This is a genomic window from Pelagibacterium lentulum, from assembly GCF_003992625.1.
GTDB classification, from domain to species: Bacteria; Pseudomonadota; Alphaproteobacteria; order Rhizobiales; family Devosiaceae; genus Pelagibacterium; species Pelagibacterium lentulum.
Genome location: NZ_RZMW01000048.1, coordinates 197,360 through 223,503 on the forward strand (window position 1 = coordinate 197,360; position 26,144 = coordinate 223,503).

23 protein-coding genes and 1 tRNA gene are annotated in these 26,144 nt (G+C 57.5%); 19 read left to right on the forward strand and 5 right to left on the reverse strand.

The genetic code is table 11. The features are described from left to right. Nucleotides 1-186 precede the first annotated feature (186 nt). Complete coding sequence (locus tag EO133_RS19410; RefSeq protein WP_127074302.1) at nucleotides 187-1,017, forward strand: amidohydrolase family protein; 831 nt, start codon at nucleotides 187-189, stop codon at nucleotides 1,015-1,017. A 198-nt stretch (nucleotides 1,018-1,215) separates the two neighbouring features. Here the strand turns inward: EO133_RS19410 and EO133_RS19420 are convergent, their stop codons facing one another. Continuing rightward, complete coding sequence (locus EO133_RS19420; protein ID WP_127074303.1) at nucleotides 1,216-2,127, reverse strand: ABC transporter substrate-binding protein; 912 nt, start codon at nucleotides 2,125-2,127, stop codon at nucleotides 1,216-1,218. Between the two features lie 94 nt (nucleotides 2,128-2,221). Here EO133_RS19420 and EO133_RS19425 point away from each other — a divergent pair, with 94 nt between their 5' ends. Genes EO133_RS19425 through EO133_RS19435 form a run of 3 tightly spaced genes read left to right on the forward strand, consistent with a single transcriptional unit; the run spans nucleotide 2,222 to nucleotide 5,053 of the window. Beyond that, nucleotides 2,222-3,244 carry a FecCD family ABC transporter permease gene (locus EO133_RS19425; protein WP_244640748.1) on the forward strand — a complete coding sequence of 341 codons (1,023 nt, stop codon included), beginning with the start codon at nucleotides 2,222-2,224 and terminating at the stop codon, nucleotides 3,242-3,244. Next, on the forward strand, nucleotides 3,241-4,269 hold the full coding sequence (locus EO133_RS19430; protein WP_127074304.1) for a FecCD family ABC transporter permease: 1,029 nt from the start codon (nucleotides 3,241-3,243) through the stop codon (nucleotides 4,267-4,269). The genes EO133_RS19425 and EO133_RS19430 overlap by 4 nt, the downstream gene beginning before the upstream one ends. Further along, a complete protein-coding gene (locus EO133_RS19435) occupies nucleotides 4,262-5,053 on the forward strand; it encodes an ABC transporter ATP-binding protein (RefSeq protein ID WP_188681884.1) in 792 nt (263 codons plus the stop codon). The genes EO133_RS19430 and EO133_RS19435 overlap by 8 nt, the downstream gene beginning before the upstream one ends. A 27-nt stretch (nucleotides 5,054-5,080) precedes the next feature. Here EO133_RS19435 and EO133_RS19440 read toward each other — a convergent pair whose 3' ends face one another. After that, nucleotides 5,081-6,016: a MurR/RpiR family transcriptional regulator gene (locus tag EO133_RS19440; RefSeq protein WP_127074305.1), complete on the reverse strand. Its 936-nt coding sequence runs from the start codon at nucleotides 6,014-6,016 to the stop codon at nucleotides 5,081-5,083. 703 nt (nucleotides 6,017-6,719) lie between these two features. Here EO133_RS19440 and EO133_RS19445 point away from each other — a divergent pair. The 5 genes from EO133_RS19445 to EO133_RS19465 all read left to right on the forward strand — a co-directional run bounded on the left by EO133_RS19445 (nucleotide 6,720) and on the right by EO133_RS19465 (nucleotide 12,506). Further along, entirely contained in the window at nucleotides 6,720-7,766 is a 1,047-nt protein-coding gene (locus tag EO133_RS19445) for an ABC transporter ATP-binding protein (protein WP_127074412.1), read from the forward strand. Between the two features lie 60 nt (nucleotides 7,767-7,826). Continuing rightward, entirely contained in the window at nucleotides 7,827-8,690 is an 864-nt protein-coding gene (locus EO133_RS19450; RefSeq protein ID WP_206513552.1) for an ABC transporter permease, read from the forward strand. Continuing rightward, entirely contained in the window at nucleotides 8,687-9,727 is a 1,041-nt protein-coding gene (locus EO133_RS19455; protein WP_127074307.1) for an ABC transporter ATP-binding protein, read from the forward strand. The genes EO133_RS19450 and EO133_RS19455 overlap by 4 nt, the downstream gene beginning before the upstream one ends. Nucleotides 9,728-9,915: 188 nt before the next feature. Then, nucleotides 9,916-11,493 carry an ABC transporter substrate-binding protein gene (locus EO133_RS19460; RefSeq protein WP_127074308.1) on the forward strand — a complete coding sequence of 526 codons (1,578 nt, stop codon included), beginning with the start codon at nucleotides 9,916-9,918 and terminating at the stop codon, nucleotides 11,491-11,493. Nucleotides 11,494-11,567: 74 nt separating this feature from the next. Continuing rightward, a complete protein-coding gene (locus EO133_RS19465) occupies nucleotides 11,568-12,506 on the forward strand; it encodes an ABC transporter permease (protein ID WP_127074309.1) in 939 nt (312 codons plus the stop codon). A 298-nt stretch (nucleotides 12,507-12,804) separates the two neighbouring features. Here the strand turns inward: EO133_RS19465 and EO133_RS19470 are convergent. Beyond that, nucleotides 12,805-12,878: transfer RNA gene (locus tag EO133_RS19470), tRNA-Gln, on the reverse strand. A gap of 117 nt (nucleotides 12,879-12,995) precedes the next feature. After that, a complete protein-coding gene (locus tag EO133_RS19475) occupies nucleotides 12,996-13,409 on the reverse strand; it encodes a hypothetical protein (protein ID WP_127074310.1) in 414 nt (137 codons plus the stop codon). 446 nt (nucleotides 13,410-13,855) lie between these two features. On the opposite strand from EO133_RS19475, the gene EO133_RS19480 reads away from it, so the two are divergent. Beyond that, the gene (locus tag EO133_RS19480; protein WP_244640750.1) at nucleotides 13,856-15,067 is read left to right on the forward strand and encodes a Ppx/GppA phosphatase family protein; all 1,212 of its coding nucleotides are present in this window, start codon (nucleotides 13,856-13,858) and stop codon (nucleotides 15,065-15,067) included. Further along, nucleotides 15,057-15,773, forward strand: coding sequence for an RlmE family RNA methyltransferase (locus tag EO133_RS19485; protein ID WP_127074311.1), 717 nt, complete (start codon nucleotides 15,057-15,059; stop codon nucleotides 15,771-15,773). The genes EO133_RS19480 and EO133_RS19485 overlap by 11 nt, the downstream gene beginning before the upstream one ends. Before the next feature lie 4 nt (nucleotides 15,774-15,777). Here EO133_RS19485 and EO133_RS19490 read toward each other — a convergent pair whose 3' ends face one another. Then, nucleotides 15,778-17,223 (reverse strand): MDR family MFS transporter, encoded by a 1,446-nt coding sequence (locus EO133_RS19490; protein WP_127074312.1) that lies wholly within the window; start codon nucleotides 17,221-17,223, stop codon nucleotides 15,778-15,780. 186 nt (nucleotides 17,224-17,409) lie between these two features. Here EO133_RS19490 and EO133_RS19495 point away from each other — a divergent pair, with 186 nt between their 5' ends. The 8 genes from EO133_RS19495 to guaA all read left to right on the forward strand — a co-directional run bounded on the left by EO133_RS19495 (nucleotide 17,410) and on the right by guaA (nucleotide 25,467). Further along, nucleotides 17,410-18,357, forward strand: a complete 948-nt coding sequence (locus EO133_RS19495; protein ID WP_127074313.1) for a diacylglycerol/lipid kinase family protein — start codon at nucleotides 17,410-17,412, stop codon at nucleotides 18,355-18,357. A 4-nt stretch (nucleotides 18,358-18,361) separates the two neighbouring features. Further along, nucleotides 18,362-19,192, forward strand: coding sequence for a metallophosphoesterase family protein (locus EO133_RS19500; protein WP_127074314.1), 831 nt, complete (start codon nucleotides 18,362-18,364; stop codon nucleotides 19,190-19,192). A gap of 294 nt (nucleotides 19,193-19,486) precedes the next feature. Continuing rightward, entirely contained in the window at nucleotides 19,487-20,989 is a 1,503-nt protein-coding gene (gene guaB / locus EO133_RS19505; RefSeq protein ID WP_127074315.1) for an IMP dehydrogenase, read from the forward strand. After that, complete coding sequence (locus tag EO133_RS19510) at nucleotides 20,989-21,420, forward strand: MAPEG family protein (protein ID WP_127074316.1); 432 nt, start codon at nucleotides 20,989-20,991, stop codon at nucleotides 21,418-21,420. Before guaB ends, EO133_RS19510 begins: the two co-directional genes overlap by 1 nt. Continuing rightward, the gene (locus tag EO133_RS19515) at nucleotides 21,420-22,715 is read left to right on the forward strand and encodes an RsmB/NOP family class I SAM-dependent RNA methyltransferase (protein WP_127074317.1); all 1,296 of its coding nucleotides are present in this window, start codon (nucleotides 21,420-21,422) and stop codon (nucleotides 22,713-22,715) included. The genes EO133_RS19510 and EO133_RS19515 overlap by 1 nt, the downstream gene beginning before the upstream one ends. After that, the gene (locus EO133_RS19520; protein ID WP_127074318.1) at nucleotides 22,715-23,110 is read left to right on the forward strand and encodes a hypothetical protein; all 396 of its coding nucleotides are present in this window, start codon (nucleotides 22,715-22,717) and stop codon (nucleotides 23,108-23,110) included. The genes EO133_RS19515 and EO133_RS19520 overlap by 1 nt, the downstream gene beginning before the upstream one ends. A 32-nt stretch (nucleotides 23,111-23,142) precedes the next feature. Continuing rightward, nucleotides 23,143-23,625: a TspO/MBR family protein gene (locus EO133_RS19525; RefSeq protein ID WP_127074319.1), complete on the forward strand. Its 483-nt coding sequence runs from the start codon at nucleotides 23,143-23,145 to the stop codon at nucleotides 23,623-23,625. A 279-nt stretch (nucleotides 23,626-23,904) separates the two neighbouring features. Next, nucleotides 23,905-25,467 carry a glutamine-hydrolyzing GMP synthase gene (guaA, locus tag EO133_RS19530; RefSeq protein ID WP_127074320.1) on the forward strand — a complete coding sequence of 521 codons (1,563 nt, stop codon included), beginning with the start codon at nucleotides 23,905-23,907 and terminating at the stop codon, nucleotides 25,465-25,467. Nucleotides 25,468-26,144: the final 677 nt, after the last annotated feature.

Here is a 26,144-nt window from a genome sequence, read left to right on the forward strand (position 1 = left end):
CAGCCTGAAAGATTTGCCTGTGCCTGCACGATCGATGCTCCTCCCGAATGCGGCGCGCGATGACTTTACACTGTTGTGCATATATGAAACTTTAATTCGTATGTAATCATGACATGTTAGTGCCGTCAACGCTGCAACTCTATAGGGCGGTGCAAAAGCAACAAGTGTCAAACCGGGAGGGGAAATATGCGCATTCTCGATACGCATCTGCATCTGATCTATCGCGATAGGATTTCCTATCCATGGGTCAAGGGAGCAGGGGGTCTGGATAATGACTTCACGCTCGAGAGCTATCTGGCCGAGGCACGCGGGCTGGACATTGAGTCGGCGCTGCATATGGAAGTCGATGTGGCTGAAAGCGACATCGAAGCCGAAACTGCCTTTGTGACAGGCATTGACCCATTCGTCGTCGGCGCAATTTCGTCGGCTCGGCCTGAGAATAAGGACTTTCCTGCACAACTCGAACGCCTGATGGAAATCGGGAATGTAAAGGGTATTCGTCGCGTATTGCATGTGGTGCCTGATGAAGTATCGCAAACGCGGCTTTTCGTGGAAAATCTGACGCATCTGAAGCGTCACGATCTGAGCTTTGATCTATGCCTCCTGGCCCGGCAATTACCCTTGGGCATGGCGCTGGCCGACGCGCATCCCGACACCCAGTTCATTCTCGACCATTGCGGTGTGCCCGATGTCGAAGCGCAAGCGCTCGATCCGTGGAGGGCCTACATCACCGACATGGCGCGCCGCCCCAATGTCGCTGCCAAGATTTCTGGCGTCATCGCCTATGCTGGCAAGGATTGGAGCGTTGAAACGCTACGCCCCTTTGTCGAACACGTAATCGAGGCGTTCGGCTGGGACCGTGTGGTCTGGGGCAGTGACCATCCGGTCTGCACCACCACAGCGTCGCTGACGGACTGGGTTACGGCCACGCGGCAACTGATTGCCGGTGCATCGGAGGATGAGCAGGCCAAGCTGCTGCATCGCAACGCTGAGCGGATATATCGCATTAACCCATAGCACGCCGTCGCTAGCCAGACGGGGAAAGCTCGCTTCAACGATCTGGTTTAACCCAGTTTCACTGTCATTACCGTCCACCATGCCCTCTGGAAAGGGGGTGACGCGTTCGGGGTTGATCAGCGCGTAACAAAGCGCACTTGCACAGCAAGGCGATGGCCACCCAGCTCAGGGTGGCCATGCGGCAATTGCGGAACCTTGTCAGTCTTGAACGCCATAAATGCTGGCAATATCGTCCAGCATGAGGTTGGCGGCGATCACGCCGCCGGCGGTATTCCAGATGGCGTCCGATACCGGATGTACGTTCCCATTCTTGACAACATCCAGGGCAAGCCAGAGCGGATCGTTCAGCCAGTCCTGCGCCTGGGCATTGCCTTCATCGTTGCCGGTTTCATAAACGTAGTAGAACAGTCGGTCGCCTTCGAGTTCGGGAATGCGCTCCTTTGTAATCGCATCGGCAAACTCTTCCTTGTCCTGGGTTTGAGGCCTTGCAAAACCAAGCTGCCTGAGCGCGAGACCGGCAAAGGTGTCGTTGTAATACATGCGGGTCTGGCCGGACATGAAGCGCGCCAGTGAGATCTCTTCTTCGAGGCTTTCGCCGAGAGCTTCGGACAGATCGGCAATACGGGCATCATATCGGGCGAGAACCGCCGCGCCGTCCTCCGACTTTCCGAGCGCTTCCGCATATAGGGTGAAGTTGATCCGCCAGTCGCCGCGCAACCGCTCTGAGACAACTGTGGGTGCAATCGCCGAAAGCTGCTCATAGATGCCTTCCTGACGCGACATGTTGGCGAGAATCAGGTCCGGTTCGAGTGCTGCCAGCAATTCAAGATTGACCGCCGATTCCTCGCCGAGAACCATAACATCGGCCATCGCCTCGGCGATGTGATCGTACCAGGGATCGCCCAGCCATGACCGCACGGCGCCGACAGGGGTAATGCCAAGTGCAAGAACCGCTTCGGTTCCCTCGTTGGTCAAAACCACAACGCGCTGCGGATTGTCCGGGACGTCAGTGATTCCCATTGCATGGGATACTTCATGCGCCTGTAACGCAGAAGGCAACATAAGAGCGGCCAGCGCAAGCCCGGCAAGAGTAAAGCGGAAGTTGAGCATCGGAGCACCTTTAACTTGACATTGTTAGTCAGAAAATGATTTGCAGATGCACCCATTAAATGGTGAGTGTCAATATCCACTTTAAGGTTCGCCCGTGACCACCATAGCTTTGACCGCGCACGCCGCTCCCGATCGCACCTTTCGGATGCCAGTCATCTATGTAGCGCTTTCGGCAATGCTTGCGCTTGCCATTGCGGCCAGCCTGATGATCGGTCTCAAAGCCTATTCACCGCTTCAGATATGGACAGCATTCAGTCGGCCCGATGCCAGCGAGGCTGCCATTGTCATTACCAATCTGCGATTGCCCCGTGCGCTTATGGCTCCATTGGTCGGAGCGGCTTTGGGAATGGCGGGGGTTGTCGTCCAGACGCTTGCCCGCAACCGCATCGCTTCACCCGATACCTTGGGACTCAATGCAGGTGCATCGCTGGCTGTCGTTCTTGCGAGCTTTGCCTTGGGGGTGACGTCCCTTCCTGGACTTTCGCTTGCGGCGGCGCTTGGCGCGCTGGCCGCGGGATTGCTGGTTTTTGGAATTGCAGCCGGGGCAGGCGGCCTTTCGCCCGTCAAGATCGTTCTGGTCGGTGTCACCATTGCGGGGCTGGGGCATGCGTTTGTCGAGGTCATCCTGACGACCCGCGAAGCCGTCTTCGAGCAGCTTTTGTTCTGGTTGGCCGGGGCCGTCGTCGATAGGCCGATCTCACTTGTTGCCAACGGCATCCCTTTTGTCGCCGCCGGGGCCGTTCTGGCCGCAATTTTAGCTCCGGCGCTTGACGCTTTACAGGCCGATGACACGACAGCGGCGGGCGTGGGGGTGCCGCTGGGGCTTGTTCGGGCAGGGGCCTTCGTTGCCATTTCCCTTTTGACGGGCGCGGCTGTCGCGATGGCAGGGCCGGTTAGTTTCGTGGGACTCGTTGTGCCTCATGCCGCGCGCCACCTTGCAGGGTTGCGGCACCGCCGCCAACTGATCGTGGCAGCGCTCGTTGGCGCGATCTATGTCACACTGGCCGACATTGCTGCGCGGTTCGTGATCTATCCTTCGGAAGCGCCGGTGGGCGCTATCACCGCCGTTGTCGGCGGTATCGTGCTTCTTGCGCTTTTGAAGAGGCGTGCGGCATGATAAGTCTCGCTCATCCCGGCGCCCGAATGCCACTACTGCTTTCGACACTATTGCTGCTTTTCTTGGCAAGCCTCGTGCTCGGGGTCGCGTTCGGTTCCACTTGGATACCGCCCGAACAGGTTGCCCTAACCTTTGCGGGACTCGGCGAAAGAACGCAGACGATCATCATCATGAATCTGCGGTTGCCGCGTGTCGTTTTGGCGGCTTTGGCCGGAGGCGCCGTTGCGGCTGCCGGTTTCCTGCTTCAGCGGATCACGCGCAACGAACTGGCATCGCCCGCGGTTCTGGGGGTAATCGATGGTGCCGCACTTGGCGTCGTGCTGATGCTGACCCTGTTTTCCAACGAGAGCAACCAGCTCTCGATCCCCATTACATATCAGCCGCTCGCAGCGGCTTTGGGCGCCATTGCAGCGATCAGCCTGGTTTTTGGCCTGGCAGGAAGACAATCGGTATCCGCTATTAGACTGCTCTTGTTCGGCATTGCCATCGCCGCCATCGCCAAGGCAATAACCGTAGTGCTGATGATTGTCGGGCCGATTTACCGGACCACACAAGCAGCCCGCTGGATTGCGGGTGCTGTCAATGAGGCAAGCTGGAACGAAATCCATATCGTTACAGCCGTTCTCATCCCGGTCCTCATACTCGTTCTCATTGCAATCCGGAGCCTGCCCCCAGCAGACCTTGACGAAAGCTCAGCGCGTAGCGTCGGGCTTGATCTGCCCGTTTACCGCCTCGGCATTTTTGCTCTCGCAGCCCTTCTCACGGCATGTGCCGTGGCCTTTGTCGGCGGCATTGGCTTTATCGGGTTGATTGCCCCGCATCTGGCGCGATTGATGGTGGGACGCAATGTTTACGCTTCACTCCTGGGCAGTATTCTTATTGGCGCCATTATGCTGATCGGTGCCGATCTCGTTGTCCGCGTGCTGTTCACTCCGCTTGAAGTGCCGGCGGGTACAGTGACTGCAATCGTGGGCGCTCCCTATTTCCTTTATCTTCTCATGCGCAGTCAGGCTCACAATGGGTGATTTGACCAAGACTTCCGTTCATATTGATAAGTTGTCGCTAAGCTACGATCAGACGACAGTCATCGACGCTTTGTCGCTGCCCATTGAAGAAGGCAAGATCACCGTGCTGGCAGGCCCGAACGGCTGCGGCAAGTCGACATTGTTGCGCGCCATCCGGCGGCTTCACAGGCCACAGGCGGGGCGGCTGCTTATCGATGACATCGATATCGCGCGCATCGGGCACAAGGCTCTGGCGCGGCAGATCGGATTGCTGGCTCAAAGTCCGTCGGCGCCCGAAGACATGACTGTAGAAGATCTTGTGCGTCTGGGGCGTTATCCGCATCAGTCGATGCTGCAGCCTTGGAATGCGCTGGATGGCGAAGCGATTGCCCGCGCGATGGATGGCACCGGCGTCAGCCATTTGCGGCATCGGCGTATTGGTTCACTGTCCGGTGGGCAGCTCCAGCGCGTCTGGATTGCAATGGTCTTGGCGCAGGAAACGGGCATTGTCTGCCTTGACGAGCCAGTCAATCACCTGGACATGGCCCATCAGATCGAGTGCCTAAAGCTCGTTGCCCATCTCAATGCACTTTATGGGCGCACGATCATCCTGGTGCTTCATGATCTCAACCTTGCGGCGCGCCATGCAGATACGCTCGTGTTCATGAAGGAGGGCAGGATGGTTGCGAGAGGCGCGCCCGGCGTTCTTATGAACGAAGAAACGATTGCAGACGTGTTCGGAATTAGCGCGCGCGTCATTACCGATCCCGTCCACCAACGGCCGCTCTGCATTCCCGTCTATTAATCCGGATTTGCTCCAGGCGCGTCCCGTTCAGTCGCCCAGAGGCTGCGGGCCGGTCCGGCCATGATATGCCGTTAATGACGCCCGCAGCCGACGAAGGTTTTCGCTGGTGTGTTCCGGCCGGTCGCGAGCTACGGCAAGCGCCAGGGCATCAAGGATGATCATGAAGGCGTAGCGGATGGCGGTCGGCTTGAATATATCGGGATCTTCGGGCAGATGAATGGTTATCGGGATGTCAACCGCAGCTGCCAGTCGAGAGCCCGAATGGGTGATGGCGATGGTTGCAGCGCCGTAGCTGCGGGCAATCTTGGCAGCACTTATAACAGAGTCGGTCTCGCCAACCGCGGAAAATAGCAACAATACATCCGCGTTGCCAAGCGTGGCAGCGCGCATCTGCATAATGTAGCTATCATTTACGCAACTGGCGATAACACCCAGCCGGAATAAGCGATTGGCCGCTTCGGCCGCGGCCATCGAAGATCCTCCACCAAGCCCGGCAGTTACCAATTGCCGGCAATCGAGGATTGCTGTCTTTGCCGCTTCCATCTGTGCATGGTCGAGTTGCTTTCGCATGACATTGGCCGACGCATAAATGCCCGAGAGCACATTATCTATGGCTGCTTCGGTTCCGGTCGGATGATGACTGAGATTGGCATCGAGATATTGCAGGCTGACGGCGAGATTCTGAGCCAGGCGCAGTTTGAACTCGCGGAATCCATCACAGCCAAGCGAGCGGCAAAATCTCACGACAGTCGGCGTGCTAACTCCGGCCAAGCCAGCAAGTTGGGCAATCGTCATGGTACTGACATCGCCCAGATGTGTCTTAACATAGTCGGCGACCTTTTGTTCGCGCGCCGGCAGTTTGCCGTCGCGGCGCTCTAGAGCAGAGATGACGTCGGCTACCTCGGCGCGCCCGCGATCGCCCAGGTGCGGGCGGCGCGCATTGGTTGAGATCGGCTGACTCATTATTGTCCCTTAGCTTGAAACTAAGCTACATAGGTGACATGAAACGCCGGAATCTTCCAGCATAATTCGCGGAACTGCTCTTTGTATACGAAGTCGGATTACATGTTGCGCTGGCTTCAGCACCTTCGTGGGACGGCCAGGTGAAGTTAAGTTACATGAATGCCCTTTGTGCCTCGATTGTGAGCGGGACCAACACATTTTCGCTACTCAGGGCCGATTCATCGCGCCGCGATAGGGCTGGGAGCTGTGCTTGCCGGCCACATGCAAAGGCGTCCAATTTGCCGTTTCCGGCAAGGCGGTAATTGGCAGCGGGAGCGTTTGGAAGCGCATTTCATAAGATTTCCCAAGCCTAGTTCGCGGTTAGTGGGGGAGAGAACGGGGTACGGATTGCCCTCATTCACGTGTCCATGTTTCCCCGCATGCTGATAAGGCGGAACGAGTCAGGGGTGATTTTGAGTATAGCGCTGTGCGGCTGTCCGCGCGGGGGCAGGTGCGCCGAACGCGCACCAATGCTACGCTTTATGTTGAGGGAGTGGTTCGATACACGCCTGGCAAATGTGATCAATGTGTAATGCAGTTACATTTTTGACTTGAACGGGAGGCATTCTCACGTCTATATGAAATGTAGTTACATGCGGGGCGCAGGCATGGTGGAGGAGATTCTTTGATCGAAAAGGGACATCAGGTAAACCCGATGGGGCAGATGCCGGGCAAGTCTGGCGACGAGCTGCTACGCGTCACGGGGCTCAAGAAATACTTCCCCATAACGGCCGGTGTGCTTCGCCGAGTCGTAGGGCAAGTCCGTGCGGTCGAAGATGTTACACTTTCGATCCGATCCGGCGAGACTTTGGCGCTGGTTGGCGAGTCCGGGTGCGGGAAGAGCACGACAGGGCGATTGCTTTTGCGACTTCTTGAGGCGACGAGCGGCGATATCAGTTTTGAAGGTAAGGATATCCGCAAGCTTGACCGCCGTCAGTTGCGGGAGATGCGCCGGGAAATGCAGATCATTTTTCAGGACCCGTTTTCGTCCCTGCATCCACGCATGACGGTGCGCAACCTTATTGCCGAGCCGATTGCGTTTCACGGGCTTGCCAAAGGGCGAAGCGAGATTGATGAGCAGGTCGATCGTCTGATGGAGACCGTGGGGCTCTCACCAGCCAACCGCAACCGTTATCCCCATGAATTCAGCGGTGGTCAGCGTCAGCGGATAGGGATTGCGCGCGGCCTCGCCGTACGACCGAAATTCATCGTTTGCGACGAGCCGATCTCCGCACTTGACGTATCAATCCAGGCGCAGGTGCTCAACTTGCTATCGCAGTTGCAGCGCGACAATGGGTTGACCTATCTGTTCATCTCCCATGACTTGAGTGTCGTGCGCTACATCAGCGATCGCGTTGCGGTCATGTATCTGGGCTCGATTGTCGAGATGGCCGAGACGGCGAAGCTGTTCGCTGCTCCGCGCCATCCCTACACATCCGCCCTGCTTTCTGCCATTCCGGTTCCGGATCCTAGTCTCGAGCGGGCCGGACGAGTGATCCTTGAGGGCGATGTGCCCAGTCCGTCAAACCCGCCGCCGGGGTGCGCTTTCAATCCCCGCTGCCAGTTTGCCGAAAGCAGGTGCCGGGTCGAGACGCCCAAATTGCGCCCGATCGCCGCCCCCGATGGCACAAGTACCCAGGTTGCGTGCCATTTCGCCGAAAAAATCGATCTCAAGGGAGTAGGGCCAAATGTACCGGCGGCAGGCCAGTAACCCGGATCGGGTCAGCAACAGTATCGACGCAAGGCCCAAATGCAGAATGGGGAGGCCAATGTGAGTGCAACAGCGCAAACCAGCAAACGGGTCAGTTTGCTCAATCGGCTTTATGGGCTGAATGGCCGTATCCTGTTTGGCGGGGCACTGGTCTTGTTCATTGTTATCCTGGCCATCGCAGCGCCGCTGCTCGCGACGCACGATCCGTTGCGGGTGCGCATGAGTGATAGATTGCTGCCGCCCAGCTTTGATAACTGGCTGGGTACGGACAACAACGGCCGGGATGTCTATAGCCGTATTGTTTACGGAGCACGAATTTCGGTTCTGGTCGGCAGTGCGGTTGTAATTCTCTCGACGTTCTTTGGCACGTTGATCGGGCTGATTGCCGGTTATTATCGCCGCATGGACGGCCCCATGATGCGCTTCATGGATGCCGTCATGACGTTCCCGTCGATCCTACTGGCAATCGCGATCATTGCGGCGCTGGGCGCCAGTGCGCAAAATGTCATCATAGCTCTGACCGTGAGTTTTGTGCCTCATACCGCCCGTGTGGTGCGTGGCAAGGTTCTTAGTGTGCGCGAAGAGACCTACGTGGAATCGGCGCGGGCTATCGGGCTAGGCGATACAAGGATCATCCTCCGCTATATTCTGCCCAATACCCTTGCGCCTCTTATGGTGCAGGCGACCTTCATTCTCGCTTTGGCGATCATTGCAGAAGCTGGGTTAAGCTATATCGGCGCCGGAACGCCGCCTCCAACGCCAAGCTGGGGCAATATTCTGGCCGATGGCAGGGCCTTCCTGAACAATGCCTGGTGGATGACCACCTTTCCCGGAATTTTCATCATGATTTCGGTGCTGGGCCTCAACATTCTCGGTGACGGGCTGCGTGATCTGCTCGATCCGCGCATGGAGAATAACAGATGACATACTCTGCAACAGGCTTCGGTTCTCAAGATCAGAACAACGCCAAGGTGTTACAAGTCGAAAACCTGGAGACCCATTTTATCACCCGGGCCGGCGTTCTCAAGGCGGTCGATGGCGTCAGCTTTCATATCCACGCTGGGGAAACCGTGGCGCTTGTGGGAGAGTCCGGCTGCGGCAAAAGCGTGACGGCTCTGTCGCTCTTGCGGCTGGTTCCAAATCCGCCCGGCGAGATCGTGGGAGGGCGTATTTTGCTCGATGGCGACGATCTTCTGGAAATGAGTCAATCGGAGATCGAGGATGTTCGAGGCGACCGTGCTGCGATGATCTTTCAGGAGCCGCTGACAGCGCTCAATCCCATTCTGAATGTGGGAAACCAGTTGTCCGAAGTGATCCTGCGCCACACCAAGGCGAGCAAGCGCGAGGCCAGGGCACTGGTGCTCGACATGCTCAAGCGTGTCGGGATTTCCGATCCCGAGTCGCGGCTCAAGGCTTACCCCCATCAACTGAGCGGCGGCATGCGCCAGCGCGTAATGATCGCAATGGCGCTGCTCGCCAATCCCGCGCTGTTGATTGCCGACGAACCGACAACCGCACTCGATGTCACGATTCAGGCGCAGATTCTGGAACTGATGCGCGACATGCGCGATCAAACCGGAGCGGCTGTCCTTATGATCACACATGATCTGGGCGTCGTCGCTGAAATGGCTGACCGCGTCATAGTAATGTATGCGGGGCGGATCGTGGAATCGGCACCAGTCCGCACATTGTTTGCGTCTCCCGCCCATCCTTATACACTTGGGCTTATGCGATCGACGCCAAACCTGACCACGCAGCGCGGCGAACTTTCCGCCATACCCGGCCTGGTCCCGACACTGGCTGCTCTCAAGGACATGGAGGGTTGCCGGTTCGCTCCACGTTGCGCCTTTGCCAGTCAGAAGTGCCGGGAACACGAGCCGCCACTCGAAAATGCGTCGAACGATCAGTCAGTTCGGTGCTGGCATTGGGATCAGGTGCTGGCGTCTCAGGTCGCGGTGTAGTTCGAGCGATTGCGTAATGTAATTTAGGTACACAAATTGCATAATTGTTTCACGAAGCGAGGGTAAATTCAACGGAATTTCCGTTAAATTCGGATTTTTATTACATAAGTCCCTTGCGCTTTGCGGTCTATATCCGCATTATGAAACGCAGTTACATGAGGGTGTGACGCAATAAAAAGGAGGTTATCATGAAAAGATCGAGACACTTTGCCCGCAGAAGCGCGCTTGCCGCGGCGGTAATGGCGACTGCCGTTTGGGGTGGTGCTGTGCAGGCTGCCTGCGACGAAGGGCAATACGGTGGTACTCTGAACGTCGCGAGCCCGCTGCCGCTCGTGACCCTGGATCAGATGATGATTACTCAGGAGCCAACAGCACCGCGCCATGCCGTCTATGAGCAACTCGTTGCGCTCGATGCCAATCTTGTGCCCCAGCCTGCCCTTGCGACCTCATGGGAGATCAGCAACGATCTTTTGACCTGGACATTTACCCTGCGCGAGGGTGTCACCTTCCATAACGGTGATCCGCTGACCGCGGATGACGTCGTGGCCTCGTGGGAGCGTTTCCAGCAAGTCGGTTCGCGCAATTTCGAGCTCTCTGATGTTGAGTCGGTTGAAGCGATCGATGCCGGAACGGTTGCCGTTCATCTGAGCAAGCCCTATGGCGCTCTGCTTGAGTCCATCGCCGCCATGTCGGGAAGCTGGGCGATCATGCCCGCTTCCATTGCACAGGAATTAGGAACCGAACGCGCCGATCGGGTAGAGCATGTTGTCGGCTCAGGGCCGTACATGGTGCATGAAATTATCCCGGAAGTCAGCACGACGTTGCGGCGCTTTGATGCCTATACCATGCATGAAGGGGAGGCGAGCTACAATGCCGGCCCACGGTGCGCATATTTTGATGAGATCAATGTCATCAACATCGTCGATCATTCCACTCGTGTTTCTGCGTTGCTGGCAGGGCAGGTCGACTTGATCCTGCAAGTGCCCGGCGATGAAGCGCAACGGTTAATCGACGATCCGAATGTGAATATAGTCTCCACGGCTCCGGGCAACCGTGTCTATTTCAAGTTCAACGTCGCAAACCGTGTGTTTGCAGACTATCCCTTGTTGCGTGACGCAATACGGGCCGGCATCGATACCGAAGAAATGATGTGGGGGTTCGGTCCGGACGAGTACTGGCGCGCCAACAACACGCCACGCTTCCAGGAGCCGCAATGGCCATGGGTGGATCAATCGCACCACTTCCCCGTGGACATGGAACTGGCAAAGCAGCTTGTTGAGGAATCTGGCTATCAGGGCGAGGAAATCGTATTTCTCGTTGTTCCGGGTGGCGCAACTGGTCCTGAAATGGCCCCGGCCATGGACCAGTACATGCGCGATCTGGGCCTGAATGTACGCATGGAAAATCTCGATAGCGCCACATTCGGAACCGTGCGGCGCGACCTCAATGCGTGGGATATCAAAGGTGCCGGTGGCGGTTCGCTTGTAGGGCTGGCCTATCTTGACTCCAGCGGGGTTGACCGCAACGGTGAGCCTTGGCCGGGTATCCCTGATGGTTGGTACGAATTGCTTGAGCAAGCCGTCAATCTCGAGGACCAGGACGAGCGCGCAGCCGTCGCCTCGGCGTTTTACGACCTGCACGCCGAGTTCAACAACGAGATGTGGATGGGCGACGTGTTCGTGATTATGGGCGCCAGGTCTGACCTGCGCAACATTGCTGAAAATGACAGCACGGCTGCATTCTGGAATGTGTGGCGCGAGCAGTAGGTAGAGCTTGAATCTGGCGGCAGGGCCCTCAAACCAGATTGGGCCCTGCCGCACGAACCGGGAAGAATTGCACTATGATTTCCTATCTGATCCGTCGCCTTTTGGGGACCATTCCGATTGTGCTGATTGTGGGCGCGATTGCGTTCTTTCTTGTTCAGCTTTCGCCGGGAGATCCGGCGATGTTTTATGTGTCAGCGGATGCTCCGCCCTCGGAAATCGAGCGGGTTCGCGAACGGCTCGGACTCGATCAGCCCATTGCAACGCGTTTCGTTTATTGGTTCGGGCAGGTATTGCAGGGCGATCTGGGTGTATCTTTCCATCAGAACCGGCCCGTTCTGGAAGGTTTTCTCGCCGCTCTTCCTGTGACCCTCTGGCTGGCATTTTTCTCGCTCGTTATCGCGATTGCCATTGGTATTCCGGTAGGTCTGTTTTCCGCCCTTCGTCCCAACGGCATGGTGGACAAGTTCGCTACGGTCTTTGTATTTGTGGGCGTCTCGATGCCCAATTTCTGGCTAGGCATGTTGCTGGTTCTGATGTTTGCGGTAACGCTTGGCTGGATGCCTGCACAGGGTTTCAATACGGCCAATCCGTGGGAAGCGTTCCGCAGTCTGGTTCTTCCAGCCATCACTCTCGGCTATTCCCAGGCGGCGCTGATTGCGAGGATGACGCGCGCCTCCATGCTTGAAGTTATGCGGCAGGACTACGTGCAGACGGCCAGAGCCAAGGGGCTCAGGGTGCCGGTGGTGCTGGGAAAGCATGCTTTTGGAAATGCACTTAACCCCATCGTGACCATCATCGGCCTTGCCGTGGGATCGCTTGCGGCCGGCTCGGCCGTTGTCGAAGTGGTGTTCAACCTTCCCGGTATTGGTCGGCTGGTCGTGGATTCAGTGATGCGCCGGGACTATCCGATGATCCAGGGGATATTGCTGCTCACCGCTGGCATGATCATTGTGGTCAATTTGATCACCGATCTGCTTTATGCAGTGCTCGATCCGCGCATCCGGTACGATTGAACAGCATCGGAAAAAGTGGAGGGCTATGCCCCCACTTGGGCTGGCCCCGTCGTATCGACCCTCCGGGTCGGCCGTCGCCAGCAGCTTTCTTCGGCAATCTTACGCTGATCGAAAAGAAACCCTAGCTTCTTGAAAGCTGGTGTCTGCGGGAAAAGCAGCCGCTGTTATGCGCAATAGAATTGCTACCAGCCGCCGGTAGCTCGAGTCAGATATATGATCAATCAAATCCTGAATGGTGCTGGGCAACCTGCGGATGCGGGGCCTTTTTAAGACGCTGATTTTATTGCGGAAAAAGAATTGGCTGGGGAACCTGGATTCGAACCAGGACTAACGGAGTCAGAGTCCGTGGGTCTACCGTTAACCTATTCCCCAGCAGCGCCGAGCGGTCAGGGCCGCCTGCGAACTGGCGCCTGTTTAGCCGCACATGATGGCGATTTCAAGCCTATAAATGGCAACTCATGTGCGGTTTGTTCTTTTATTTGGCTCAGCTCAGATCGGCGCGCGCCAGGCGATGGCGCGGCCTTCATTATAGCAGCCAAGCGCGACCTGATTGGAATAATTGCCCGAAACGATCATCACCTGACCGTTTTCGCATTCGCCGACAACAACCCCGACGTGATTTGACATCACCATGATTGACCCAACCGCTGCCGGTTCAGTCTCTGCGCCATAATTGGCAAAGTCGCGGGCAAGATTGGAACCGCGAGGCTGAAGTCCGGCGCGCACCAGCACCGTATCCATGTAGCAGGCGCACCAGCGGCCCGGACATCCCGACGGGCGGCGGTTACCCAGTTCGGCCATCATCACATTGATAACGGTTTGCGCGTCGCGAGCGATCGAAACGCTGGGCAAAGACAGGCTGGACACTGCTGCAACAGCAGCAATCAAGAATACGCGTAACACAGTCAAATTAATCCCACATTTGCTTTGTGCGCACTATCGGGTCAATCAAGTGTATCCCTTGCGCAATGGAAAATGCGCGTGTTCCAACAACACGGCGGAAACGGACGAATTTCCGTCTTGGCAAGTCTGGAGCGCCTCGCAGGACTATCAGGCACTCGCAGCCGGAGAGGTCCCTTGTATTTGCGCCCCTCCCTGCCGGGCGCTGGATAAACTGCAGCAAAGTGGCGAAACAATGGCTCCAGGGTTAAGAGAACATTGACGCCGAGTAAGTCGTTGCTACGCAAAGATTGCGCGGTGGGCAGCCTTGCTCTACACTTGACGTCGAAACTGAAACAATTCTGCCAGGGGCGCAAAGCGTCGGGCACTTGCCGCCGGGAAGAACCTCTGGTTTTGCTGGTGGCACAATGCTTCGGACATGTGACCGGGCAGGCTGGAGATAAAGAATCTTGACCGATATCGATCGGTCCGTTGCCGCGCCTGTTGCGGGCGATCAATCGCGCCTTCGCGCCGCTGGCGAAAGCCAGCCGTTGCGTGGCGCCGAGGTTGCCGCAAAGGCCCGTAATGGGCCCAATACAGGCCAAAGGCGGACTCCCGCTCAACTGGCGAAGGAAGGGCGAAAGCGTCGCGTCGCGACCTATGCCGCCCTAGATCTTGGCACAAACAACTGTCGCCTTTTGATTGCGCGCCCATCCGAAAACGGCTTTCGGGTACTTGATGGGTTTTCGCGCATTGTGCGGCTTGGCGAAGGCTTGTCCCAATCGGGGCGCTTGTCCGAACAGGCCATGAAACGCACCATCGAAGCGCTCAAGCTGTGCAGCAACAAGCTCGCGCTCCACGATGGGGTGAAGGCGCGTCTTATCGCAACCGAGGCGTGCCGTTCGGCGGAAAATTCGGCCTTGTTTCTCAGTCGCGTTAAGCGGGAAACCGGGCTGCAGTTTGAGGTCGTGGATCGCAAGACCGAAGCCCAACTCGCTGTCACCGGCTGCGCCGATCTGATCGATGCGCAAGCACCCGGTGCACTGCTTTTCGACATCGGCGGCGGCTCATCGGAGCTGGCCTGGCTCGATTTTCGTGGCGGGCGCCCCAAGAACCAGGGCAAGACGGCAGCCTCTATCCGGTCCTGGCAATCGCTTCCCGTGGGTGTGGTGTCCATCGCTGAAAAGTTCGGCGGCATCGACGTGACGCCGGAGATTTTCGAGGCCATGGTGTCCCATGTGCGCGATCAGTTGCGCCATTTCCGCGGGCGGGACAAGTTGCGCGAGATGCTCAAGTCCCATCCACTGCATTTCCTTGGTACGTCGGGAACTGTAACCACGCTTGCAGGCCTTCATCTGGGGCTTGAGCGCTATGAGCGGTCCAAGGTCGATGGGCTATGGATGCGCGCTGAGGATGTGGACGCGACCATGCGCGTGCTGCTGTCGATGAATTATGAGCGCCGCATGGCCAATCCCTGTATCGGGCGTGAGCGCGCGGATCTTGTAATCCCCGGCTGCGCCATATTTGAGGCAATCCGCCGCGAATGGCCATGCGAACGTATTCGCGTCGCAGATCGTGGTTTGCGCGAAGGTATTCTGGTGACCATGATGTCGGAAGACAGGGTGTGGCTGCGCGCACGCAACCGCCGTACAAGACGCGGAGGCATGCGCAATGCCAAATAAACCAACCGGCAAGGGGAGCGGCCGCCGGGGCGAGCGCGACCTGAAAACCCGCGTGAAGACGGCACGCAAGCGCAAAACCTCATCGACCCTCTGGCTGCAGCGCCAGCTCAACGACCCCTATGTTGCCAAGGCACGCGCCGAAGGCTATCGTGCGCGCTCGGCCTATAAGCTTATCGAGCTTGACGAAAAATATAAGTTGCTCAAGCCCGGTATGCGTGTTGTCGATCTTGGTGCGGCGCCGGGCGGCTGGTGCCAGGTTGCGGTAAAGGCGGTCAAGTCCGACCCGGAAAACCCGACCGTTATCGGCATTGATTATCTGGAGATGGACCCTGTTCCCGGGGCCAGGCTCTTGCAAAAGGACTTTACCGAGGACGACGCTCCCGAGGCGCTCATCGCAGCGCTTGGCGGACACAAGGCCGATATCGTTCTATCCGACATGGCTGAGCCGACTACAGGCCACCGGCCGACCGACCATTTGCGGATTATCGCGCTGGTCGAAATCGCCGCAGATTTCGCGCTCGACGTTCTGGCGCCGGGCGGCACTTTTATCGCCAAGGTCTTTCAAGGCGGCACCGAGCATGAAATCCTCGGCATGCTCAAGCGCAATTTTACATCGACTTTTCACGCAAAACCACCTGCCAGCCGGTCCGATTCAGCGGAGACCTACCTGGTGGCGCGCGGGTTCAAAGGTACGCGGCAGGATTAGGCATTCAAAATCTTGGCGCGCGTCCTTCGCTGCCTTCGCTGCGGGACCGTTCGAGCGCCGCTTCGCGTTGCTCTTTGGTAAGATGGCCCGAAACCGCGGCGCCTGCATCTTTGCTCAGGCGCAAAAAGGGCAGGGCGGCAAATAGCGAAACGATTGCCACGACAAAAAAGGCGATGTGGAAGTCTTCAAGCTGGATTTGCCCGCCATGCCTGTGCGCGCTGATCTCCAGAACGCCACCTGCGAGCGCGACACCCAGTGCCGTGGCCAGAGGGCGGACCACTGTTGAAATGGCGGTGGCCTGACCCGCTTCGCTCTCCTTGATCTGGGAAAGCCCAAGAGCATGCTGGCCGGTAAAATAGGATGAGCGGATAAGCCCCGCGCACAGGATTACCGTCATCATCACCGCCACCGGCGTTTCGGGCGTGAAGGTGCCCTTTATGGCAATGGCGATTGCTGAAACGACAGCGCCAATCAAAAGGACGTTTCTGAAACCGAACGCCGAAAAGATCGACTTGGCGAAGAATTTCGTAATCAGTGCTCCGAGCGCCCCGATAAAGGTAATCATGCCCGATTCAAACGGGGTCATGCCGAAACTGAGTTGGAGCATTAGCGGCAGCAGAAACGGAATGGCACCCACCCCGACAAGAAAGATGGCCGTGCCCACAATAGACGCGCGAAATGCGGGTTCGCGGAACATTTTCGGGTCGAGCAGCGGCGTTTCAGTTCGGTTCGCGTGAAGCCAATAGGCAACACCGGCACTGAGCCCAACAACGGTCGAAACGATGGCCACCCACAGCGGCAGTACCGGCAGGCTCAGCAGCGACAGCCCGAACAGGGTTCCGGCAAACGCAATTGCAACGAGAATGAAGCCGGGAAAATCCATGCGGCGCAATGGTCCGGATTCAATCTCAGGCAAAAAGCGCTGGATCATCACAAGTCCGGCAAGCCCGATCGGTACGTTGATCAAAAATATCCAGTGCCAACTGAAAAAGGTTGTCAAAAACCCTCCAACCGGCGGCCCGACCGTTGGCGCGACGAGCGCAGGAATTGTCAGCCACGCCATGGCATTGACCAGTTCGGTGCGCGGGGTCGAACGGAACAGGATAAGCCGCGCGAGCGGGCTCATCATCGCACCGCCGACTCCCTTGAAAAAGCGGGCGAATACGAATTCATGCAGCGACCCGGCAAAGGCACAGGCGACCGACCCGAGAACGAAAATCACGATGGCAGCCATGAAGACGCGCTTGGCGCCGTATTTGTCTGCCATCCATGCGCTGATGGGAATGAAAATCGCCAGTGCCACGAAATAAGCGGTGAAAGCAAGTTTGAGGGCCACCGGCGTAGTGCCGATGTCGGCTGCGATTGCAGGCAGGGATGTAGCGATAACGGTCGCATCCATGTTCTCCATGAACAGGGCGACCGCCAGCACAAGCGGAACAATACGGGTCAAGGAACTGGGCCAGTCCGGGCAAATCTGTGAGTCGTTTGCGCTATAGTGAACTTTGAGTACGGCTTTGGCAAATACCCGCTTGCCATCTTGCATTTAGTAGAGAAAATCGAACTAATTGGCGTCTGACGCGTTGATCCATAGGCCAGACAAATGGCAAAATCATAAAGCGCATCATTTGGGGGTACCATGACGCCGCGGCGCTATCATCTGTTTCTCAATACGCAATCGGGAACGGTGCAGGCCGCCGGGATCACCGAAAAAATGCTTTACGACGCGTTTGTTGCGCGCGGGCTTGATGTGGTAATCGAAAAAAACCCCGAGGCAGGCTTTGCCGAACGTGTCGAAAGCGCTCTTGCGAGCGATACCGAGGTTGTTGTTGCAGCAGGAGGCGATGGCACGGTCACAGGCCTTGGTGCCGCAATGCATGAGAGTGGCAAGGCCATGGCCATCCTGCCCCTGGGCACTGCCAACCTCCTTGCGCGAGATCTTAGTATCCCGCTTGATATCAATGAATGGCTCGATGCTTTGCCCACCATGACCGAGCATCATATTGACGTCTGCACCGTCAATGGCGAACCGTTTCTGCATAAGGTTGTCATTGGCTTGATCCCGGATCTGGCCGCAGGTCGTGAGCGTATTCGTGGCGGCGGCTTTCGTGCATTACTGGGATTTTTAAGCTATTTCGTCCGACGCGTGGCGCGCGCGCGGCGCTTCGCGCTGGAGATAACCACAAGCAAGGGCGAAACACGTATCGAGCGAGTGCAGGCACTTGCGGTTGCTTCCAATGCCTATGACGAAGCGCCGGGGCATTTCTTCTCGCGCGAAAGGCTCAATGCCGGATTTCTGACGCTCTATGTTCTGCGGCATCTTACTCTGGGAAAGATGATAAAGCTGGCCGCAGGCATGTTGATCGGCAACTGGAAGCAGGATGAGGAACTGGAGATCGAGGCGGTGCAGGCCGTTTCCATCAGGTCGAAAAAGCCCCGGCTTCAAGTAATGATCGATGGCGAGGTGGAGAGCATCGCCACGCCGCTCAACTTTGCTATTCGGCCACGCAGTCTCACTGTGCTTGCGCCACCGGCGCCTGATGAACCACGAGCAACGTTCAACGAACTTCAAGCCGGGGAGGTCTGATCATATGCGGCTGGTTCACCTGTCGGATCTGCATTTTGGCAAGCATGACGATGCCGTGGTCGAAAGTTTTGCCAATGAGATTACCGGGCAAAAGCCCGATTTGATCGTGGTCAGTGGCGATTTCACCCAGATTGGCAGTCGAAAGGAATTTCAAAAGGCACGCGAGTTCATCAAAACCTTGCCGGCGCCGGTTTTTGCGGTCCCCGGCAACCACGATGTGCCCGAACGCAATCTGATCAAGCGCTTCATAAATCCCTATGGCCATTACAAGCGCTATATCGATGCCGATCTTGAGCCTTTTGCGGTCTATGACAATGTTGCGCTGTCCGGCCTTCGGACGTCACGCCGAGCGAGGGCGAGTCTGAACTGGTCCGATGGTACAATCAGCAAGAGTCAGCTGCAAATGCTGGAACAGCGCTTTGCCAATGTGCCCGAGGATACGGTCAAGGTCGTCGTTGCCCATCATCCCCTTATGCATCCTGAGGAGCCGATGGCCCGGCATCAGCGCCGGGTCAAGCGGGCCGACCTCGCGCTTGAGACTTTTGCGCGGATCGGCGTGCGCCTTGTGTTATCCGGCCATTTCCATCTCGCTTACGTCAGAAAGCATGGTGATGCCCCGGAGGAAGTGGCCGAGGATATGCCGACAGGCGTGCGCCGCGCCGCTGTCGCTCTAATTCTTGTTGCACAAGCCGCGTCATCGACCTCCACGCGCCTGCGCGGCGAACCCAACGCCTATAATGTGATCGATATCGACAAGGGTGAAATCGTGATCGATGTGCGCGAATGGCGCGACGGCGGCTGGATTACGCGTGAAAAGGCAAAAGAAGCCGCCTGACGCGATATGTGAACAGCAAACCTCCGTGCCTTCGCGCGCCCCGCCGGAGGGCCAGCGTAGCGCATAGGCGCCGACCTAGCGCTGTCATGCGCGGAGCGATGCGGTCCGTGAGGCAGAGTAAAGCCAGTGAGGCGGATCCGTATCGCAAATTGATCACGCGTCTCCCACTTCCCAAACCTGCTTTCCGGTGTTATTGACCCTCGCCAACCCAAACCGGCGGGTTGAGTCTCCCCGACCGGTCAATAACCATTCACATTCATCTGATTTTGATGAAGGGCACGAAAGGGTCTGGCCTTGGCGAAGATTATTTCCTCTATCACTGGTGATGCCGCGCTTACGTTCGATGACGTTTTGCTTCAGCCGGCCCGGTCCGACGTTCTGCCCACCGATGTCGATATTCGCTCGCGGGTGACAAAGGACATCGAACTCCACCTGCCGATTCTGTCCTCAGCCATGGATACGGTGACCGAATCCAAGATGGCGATTGCCATGGCGCAGGCTGGCGGCATGGGCGTCATTCACCGCAACCTGACTCCCGAGCAGCAGGCCGAGCAGGTCAAGCAGGTCAAACACTTCGAGAGCGGTATGGTGGTCAATCCCATCACCATCGGGCCAGATGCGACATTGGCCGATGCCTACGCGCTGATGGATCGGTACAGGATTTCGGGCATTCCGGTGGTCTCGAACGGGGGAACGGGCGGCCGCAACAATGGCAAGCTGGTCGGCATTCTGACAAACCGTGACGTGCGCTTTGCTTCAAATACCGCTCAGAAGATTTCCGAGCTCATGACCCGCGAAAAACTGGTCACGGTGCGTGAGGGCGTAAGCCAGGATGAAGCCAAGAGGCTTCTGCACCACCACCGTATCGAAAAGCTATTGGTCGTCGACGACTACCAGAATTGCATCGGGCTGATTACCGTCAAGGACATCGAAAAGGCCCAGCTTCACCCAGAAGCCATCAAGGACGCCCAGGGTCGGCTGAGAGTTGCTGCAGCATCAACCACAGGCGATCAGGGCTTTGAGCGCTCCATGATGCTTATCGATGCTGGCGTCGACCTTCTGGTGATCGATACCGCACATGGCCATTCGGTTCGCGTGTCCGAGGCCGTAGAGCGCGTCAAGCGCGAGAGCAATTCTACCCGCATCGTTGCAGGCAATGTTGCAACGGCCGAAGCCGCAAAGGCGCTGATCGACGCGGGCGCGGATTCCATCAAAGTCGGCATCGGACCGGGCTCGATCTGCACGACCCGCATCGTCGCAGGTGTTGGCGTTCCGCAGCTTGCCGCCATCATGGCCTGCGCCGAGGAAGCCGGCAGGCAGGGCGTGCCGGTTATCGCTGACGGGGGTATCAAGTTTTCGGGCGATTTGGCAAAGGCTCTGGCTGGTGGCGCCTCCTGCGCCATGGTTGGCTCGCTTCTGGCAGGCACAGACGAAAGCCCCGGCGAAGTTTATCTCTATCAGGGTCGCAGCTATAAGTCCTATCGTGGCATGGGGTCGGTGGGTGCCATGGCACGCGGTTCGGCGGATCGCTACTTCCAGCAGGAGGTCAACGACCAGATGAAGCTCGTTCCCGAGGGCATCGAAGGGCAGGTGCCCTACAAGGGGCCTGCTGGTGGGGTCCTGCATCAGCTTGCAGGCGGCTTACGGGCAGCCATGGGCTATACCGGAGCAAAGAACCTCGAAACGTTCCGGCGCGAGGCTACCTTTGTCAAGATTTCCAGTGCGGCGCTCGGCGAAAGCCATGTCCACGATGTGACAATCACCCGCGAAAGCCCGAACTATCGTGGAGGAAACTGATGACGGCCACCGGCCTAGCTCTGGCGCTGGCGCTATGGGCACAGGGTTTGATCGTTTTTGCGATCATTCCCGTGCTCTATCAGCGCCGCATTCCGCGCGTCATGCGCGGCGAGGTTAAGGTGCGAGACATTGCACTTGATACGTCCAACTGGCCAAATGACGCAAAGCAGGCGGCAAACGCCTATGCCAACCAGTTCGAGTTGCCCGTCTTGCTTTTCGTTGCGGGCGGCCTGACCCTCTGGCTCGGCGCGACGTGGTGGGAAGTGGCGTTGTGCTGGATATTTGTCCTCAGCCGCGCCGCTCACGCCTATATCCACGTAACGGAAAATCACGTTTTCAACCGCTTCAAGGCCTATGCTGTGGGGGTTGTTGTTATGGCCGCGCTGTGGCTGACACTGGGCGTGCGCCTGATGATAGCGGGATTTGCCTGATGCGGCTACCAGGGCGGATAGCGGCCGCAATCGAAATTCTCGAAGATATGGAGCGGCGCAAGCGCCCTGCATCCGAAGCACTAAAGGGCTGGGCACTCGATCATCGATTTGCCGGGGCAGGGGATCGCGCCGCCATCGGCAATCTCGTCTATGACGCGCTGAGAAAGCGGGCGAGCCACGCCCACAGGATGGGAAGCGATAGTCCGCGCGCGCTCGTGCTTTCGGTCGTGGTCAATGACTGGCATCAGGATCTGAAGTCCTTGAATCAGGACTTTAGCTCCGATCGTTTCGCCCCTGAATCGATTTCGGAGGCAGAGGCAGCAAGCCTTTGTTCTGACTCCGCTTTTGATGGCGCCCCGGATCACATCAAGGCCGATGTTCCCGAATGGCTGACCGCCTCGCTGGCGCGAGGCTTTGGCAGCGATTGGATCGCGCAAGGGCAGGGCATGACGACGCGCCCGCCACTCGATATGCGCGTCAATAGCCTGAAATCCAACGCCGATCGTGTAAAAAAATCGCTGGCCCGCTTCGCACCCCTCAGTTGTGCGACTGCTCCCGAAGGCTTGCGCATTGTGTCCGGTCCCCGTGATGCGCGAACGGCAAACGTTCAGGCGGACGAGGGCTACCAGAAAGGCTGGTTCGAAATACAGGACGAAGGCAGTCAGCTTGTGGCGCTGCTTTCGGGTGCCAAGGCGGGACAGCAGGTGTTGGATCTTTGCGCAGGTGCTGGCGGAAAATCGCTGGCCATGGCCGCCGCAATGGGCAATTCCGGTCAAATTTTCGCCTATGATGCGGACCGAAACCGGCTGGCACCGATCCATGAACGGCTCAAGCGTAACGGCGTGCGCAATGTTCAGGTGCGCAACCCTGACGCCGGCGCGCTTGATGACCTTGCTGCGCGGATGGACCGGGTGGTCGTAGATGCGCCTTGTACCGGCACCGGCACATGGCGACGCAGGCCAGATACCAAGTGGAAGCTCACACCGGATCAACTCGAGGCGCGTATGGCAGAACAGGCTGCCGTACTCGATGAGGCCGTTCGGTTCGTCAGGCCGGGCGGCGCGTTGATCTACATTACCTGCTCGATCTTGCCCGAAGAAAACGACGATCAAATCGAGGCGTTCCTGAAACGCCACGAGGACTTTGCACTCGGCAATCTGGTCGTGCGCTGGGATGAACTGTTTGCACGTTCTTCGGCCAGACCTGTCAGCAACAACGGCAAGACTTTGACCTTGACGCCCGCCTCAACAGACACCGATGGGTTCTATTGCGCGTTGCTGGAGAGGGCACGCTGATGAATGCGCGTTGGGCAATCGGAGCGATATTTGCTGGCATTGCGGTCGTCTTTGCAATTTTTGCAGCAATTGGATGGGCTATTTGGACCGCAATACCGGAACCGGCGACACGCCATGCCTCGAGTTCCCCATCGACCGAGCGCACGCTTCATCTTTTCGAGGTCTGCTTTGAGGAATCCTGCGTCCATCAGGCAATTCTTGAATTGCCGAGCGTGGAGGGGCCGAGGGTGCAGATCCGATGTGGTCTCGATATCGCTGCTGAGCGTCCGGTCTTTGAAGAGGTCGATGTTGAGTGGGCCGATGATGAGAATGCGGTCGACATTCATTATGCGACGGCAGACAGCGGGGAAATGACATATAGCCTCGATTTTACGCGCGATTGCGTGGGCGACTGAACCAACGATCACGTTCGGGCGTTAAAACCGACATGGAAGCAACGCTCGATTCCCTTCGTAAACCGGGTCCACTGATAGCCCTTATTGCCTTTTTGATGGTGGTGCTTGGCGTGGGCACACTGATCGGAACGCAAACCGCGCCCGGCGCATGGTATGAGGCGCTAGAAAAGCCGCCGTTTAATCCGCCGAACTGGGTGTTTGGGCCGGTTTGGTTCTTCCTATATATCCTGATTGCGATAGCCGGCTGGCGAACAGCGTTGCGCGAGCCCATCGGCATCGCGATGGCTTTGTGGATTGGTCAGATTCTGTTGAACTGGGCATGGTCACCAACCTTCTTTCAGGCGCAGATGCTATGGGGCGCCTTGGCAATTATCATACCCATGCTCGGTGCTATTGTCGGCTTCATCCTCGTCAGTTGGTCCCGCGATAAGATGGCTGCGTTGTGCTTTGTGCCATATGCTGGGTGGGTAACTTTTGCCACTTTGCTCAACGGTTCGCTTGCCGTTCTGAACTGATAGAAGTCTATGTGAAATATATTTTAACTGCGACGCCTTCAAACCATACCACCCCGGATGCGAGGGACATCCAGGGTGGCAGCAAAAGGCCTTAGGGGCATGGGACGCACTTGGCCTTTTGTCCGGGACGCGCAGGAAGGGACGAGGGACTGCGCTGGACCCGTTTTTGATATGTGCCCAGAGAACGCGACAAGGCGGGATCGGTTGCAGCGTCAGGAAATTTATTCTGCGGTGCAGCTTGCCATTGCCTGAACGCGCGATTCCGATTAAAGCCTCGCCATGCAGAACCACGCGCCTTCAGACACAATCCTCATCGTTGATTTCGGATCGCAGGTTACCCAGCTTATTGCCCGCCGGGTGCGCGAAACCGGGGTCTATTGCGAAATTCACCCCTTCAGCGCGGCTGTCGCGGCGCTCGAAACCCTTCAACCCAAAGGCATCATTCTTTCCGGTGGCCCGGCCAGCGTCATTGATGACGGTTCGCCGCAGGTTGATCCAAAGCTACTCGAGTATGGTGTGCCGGTCCTCGGCATTTGCTACGGACAGCAAGCCATGTGCGTGGCACTCGATGGAGTTGTCGAGCAGGGTTATGTCCGTGAATTCGGGCGGGCCGAGGTCAAGATCGAAAAGGACTGCGCGCTTTACGATGGCGTATGGGAGCTCGATCATTCCTATCAGGTCTGGATGAGCCACGGCGACAAGGTGTCCAAAATACCGGCGGGCTTTGAAGTCGTCGGCACGTCTCCGGGCGCCCCCTTCGCGATGATCGCCGACGAGAATCGCAAGTTCTATGGGGTGCAATTTCACCCGGAGGTCGTGCATACGCCGGACGGCGCAAAGCTCTACGCCAATTTCGTCCACAAGATCTGCGGTTGCGATGCAAGCTGGACCATGGCTGCCTATCGCGAGCAGGCTATTGCGGCCATCCGTGCGCAGGTGGGCGATCAGAAGGTTATTTGCGGGCTTTCCGGGGGCGTGGACTCATCGGTGGCTGCGGTCCTGATCCATGAGGCGATAGGCGATCAGCTCACCTGCATCTTCGTCGATCATGGTCTGCTCCGGAAAAATGAAGCTGATGAAGTCGTCAGCATGTTCCGCCATCAATACAATATTCCGCTGGTGCATGTAGATGCCTCCAAGGAATTTATAGGCGAACTCGAAGGCGTGGTAGAGCCAGAAGCCAAGCGCAAGATCATCGGGCGCTTGTTTATCGAGACCTTCGAGAAGGAAGCCATGAAGATCGGCGGGGTAAAGTTCCTCGCCCAGGGCACGCTCTATCCCGATGTGATCGAGTCCGTTTCCTTCACCGGCGGGCCAAGCGTTACGATCAAGAGCCATCACAATGTTGGTGGATTGCCTGCACGCATGAACATGGAACTTGTTGAGCCGCTTCGTGAGCTTTTCAAGGACGAAGTGCGCAAACTCGGTCGCGAACTTGGGCTGCCGGAACATTTTGTCGGTCGCCACCCATTCCCCGGACCGGGGCTGGCCATCCGGCTGCCGGGCGGCGTCACGCGCGAAAAGCTCGACATTCTGCGCCAGGCTGACGCGATCTATCTCGAAGAGATTCGCAAGGCCGGGCTTTACGACACCATCTGGCAAGCATTCGCAGTCCTGCTGCCGGTTCAGACCGTGGGCGTGATGGGGGATGGGCGCACCTATGAAAGCGTCTGCGCACTGCGTGCAGTCACCTCGGTCGATGGCATGACAGCCGATTTCTTCCCGTTTGACATGAATGTGCTCGGTCGCACGGCCACGCGCATCATCAACGAAGTCAAGGGCATCAACCGCGTCGTTTACGATGTGACTTCAAAGCCGCCGGGAACAATCGAGTGGGAGTAGGGGGTTAGCGTAGCCTGGAGAACTCCATCGTAGTGTTTCGCAGAAGAAACAACGATTTGCGTCTTGTTCCAATCACCGATGGCCCGCATCGTCAACGGAAGTCAACGGCTTCCTAAGTTACTGATTTGAATGAATCGCTATAAACCGAGGCCGTGTTTGATATAGGGCAGCAGATCAATCGGACGGTACTTTCGACGGTATTTTCGCGCGGAGTCGTGCTCGTGAGAAAAGTGCCGTCACCGTATTCCAGTTCTGACGGTACTTTAGTTCAAGGATGCGTTTCGTTCAGCCTCGTCAGCTCTTGATCAGAGGCGCTCCCAAGAGGGCAAGTGCATGGAGCAGGGCGGGTTTGCGTCGGGCATCCCCTTAGAGTGCCAGTAGCCTGCGCGTTGAAATAGGGCAAGGCAGCAAACCATGTGCCTACGGTCGAACGTCCAAAAGGGGGCCGAAAGCAGTCGGTCTGGTTTTGGCCAAAAGTCTCAAAAACCCCCCGTTCAGCAGACGACGCCATTGCTGCCTTTCAGGCGTTAAGAACGAGTTCCTGAAAGCAGTCCTGGCTACAAGTTTGTAGACAGCTTCCTGATCTAGGCTCGTCGAGCCGACGTTGGTGGGGTGCTGTCAGCACGCATCGGCAAGTAACGGCTTTGGCTAAGAATCAATCGCAACGCTTGCTATTG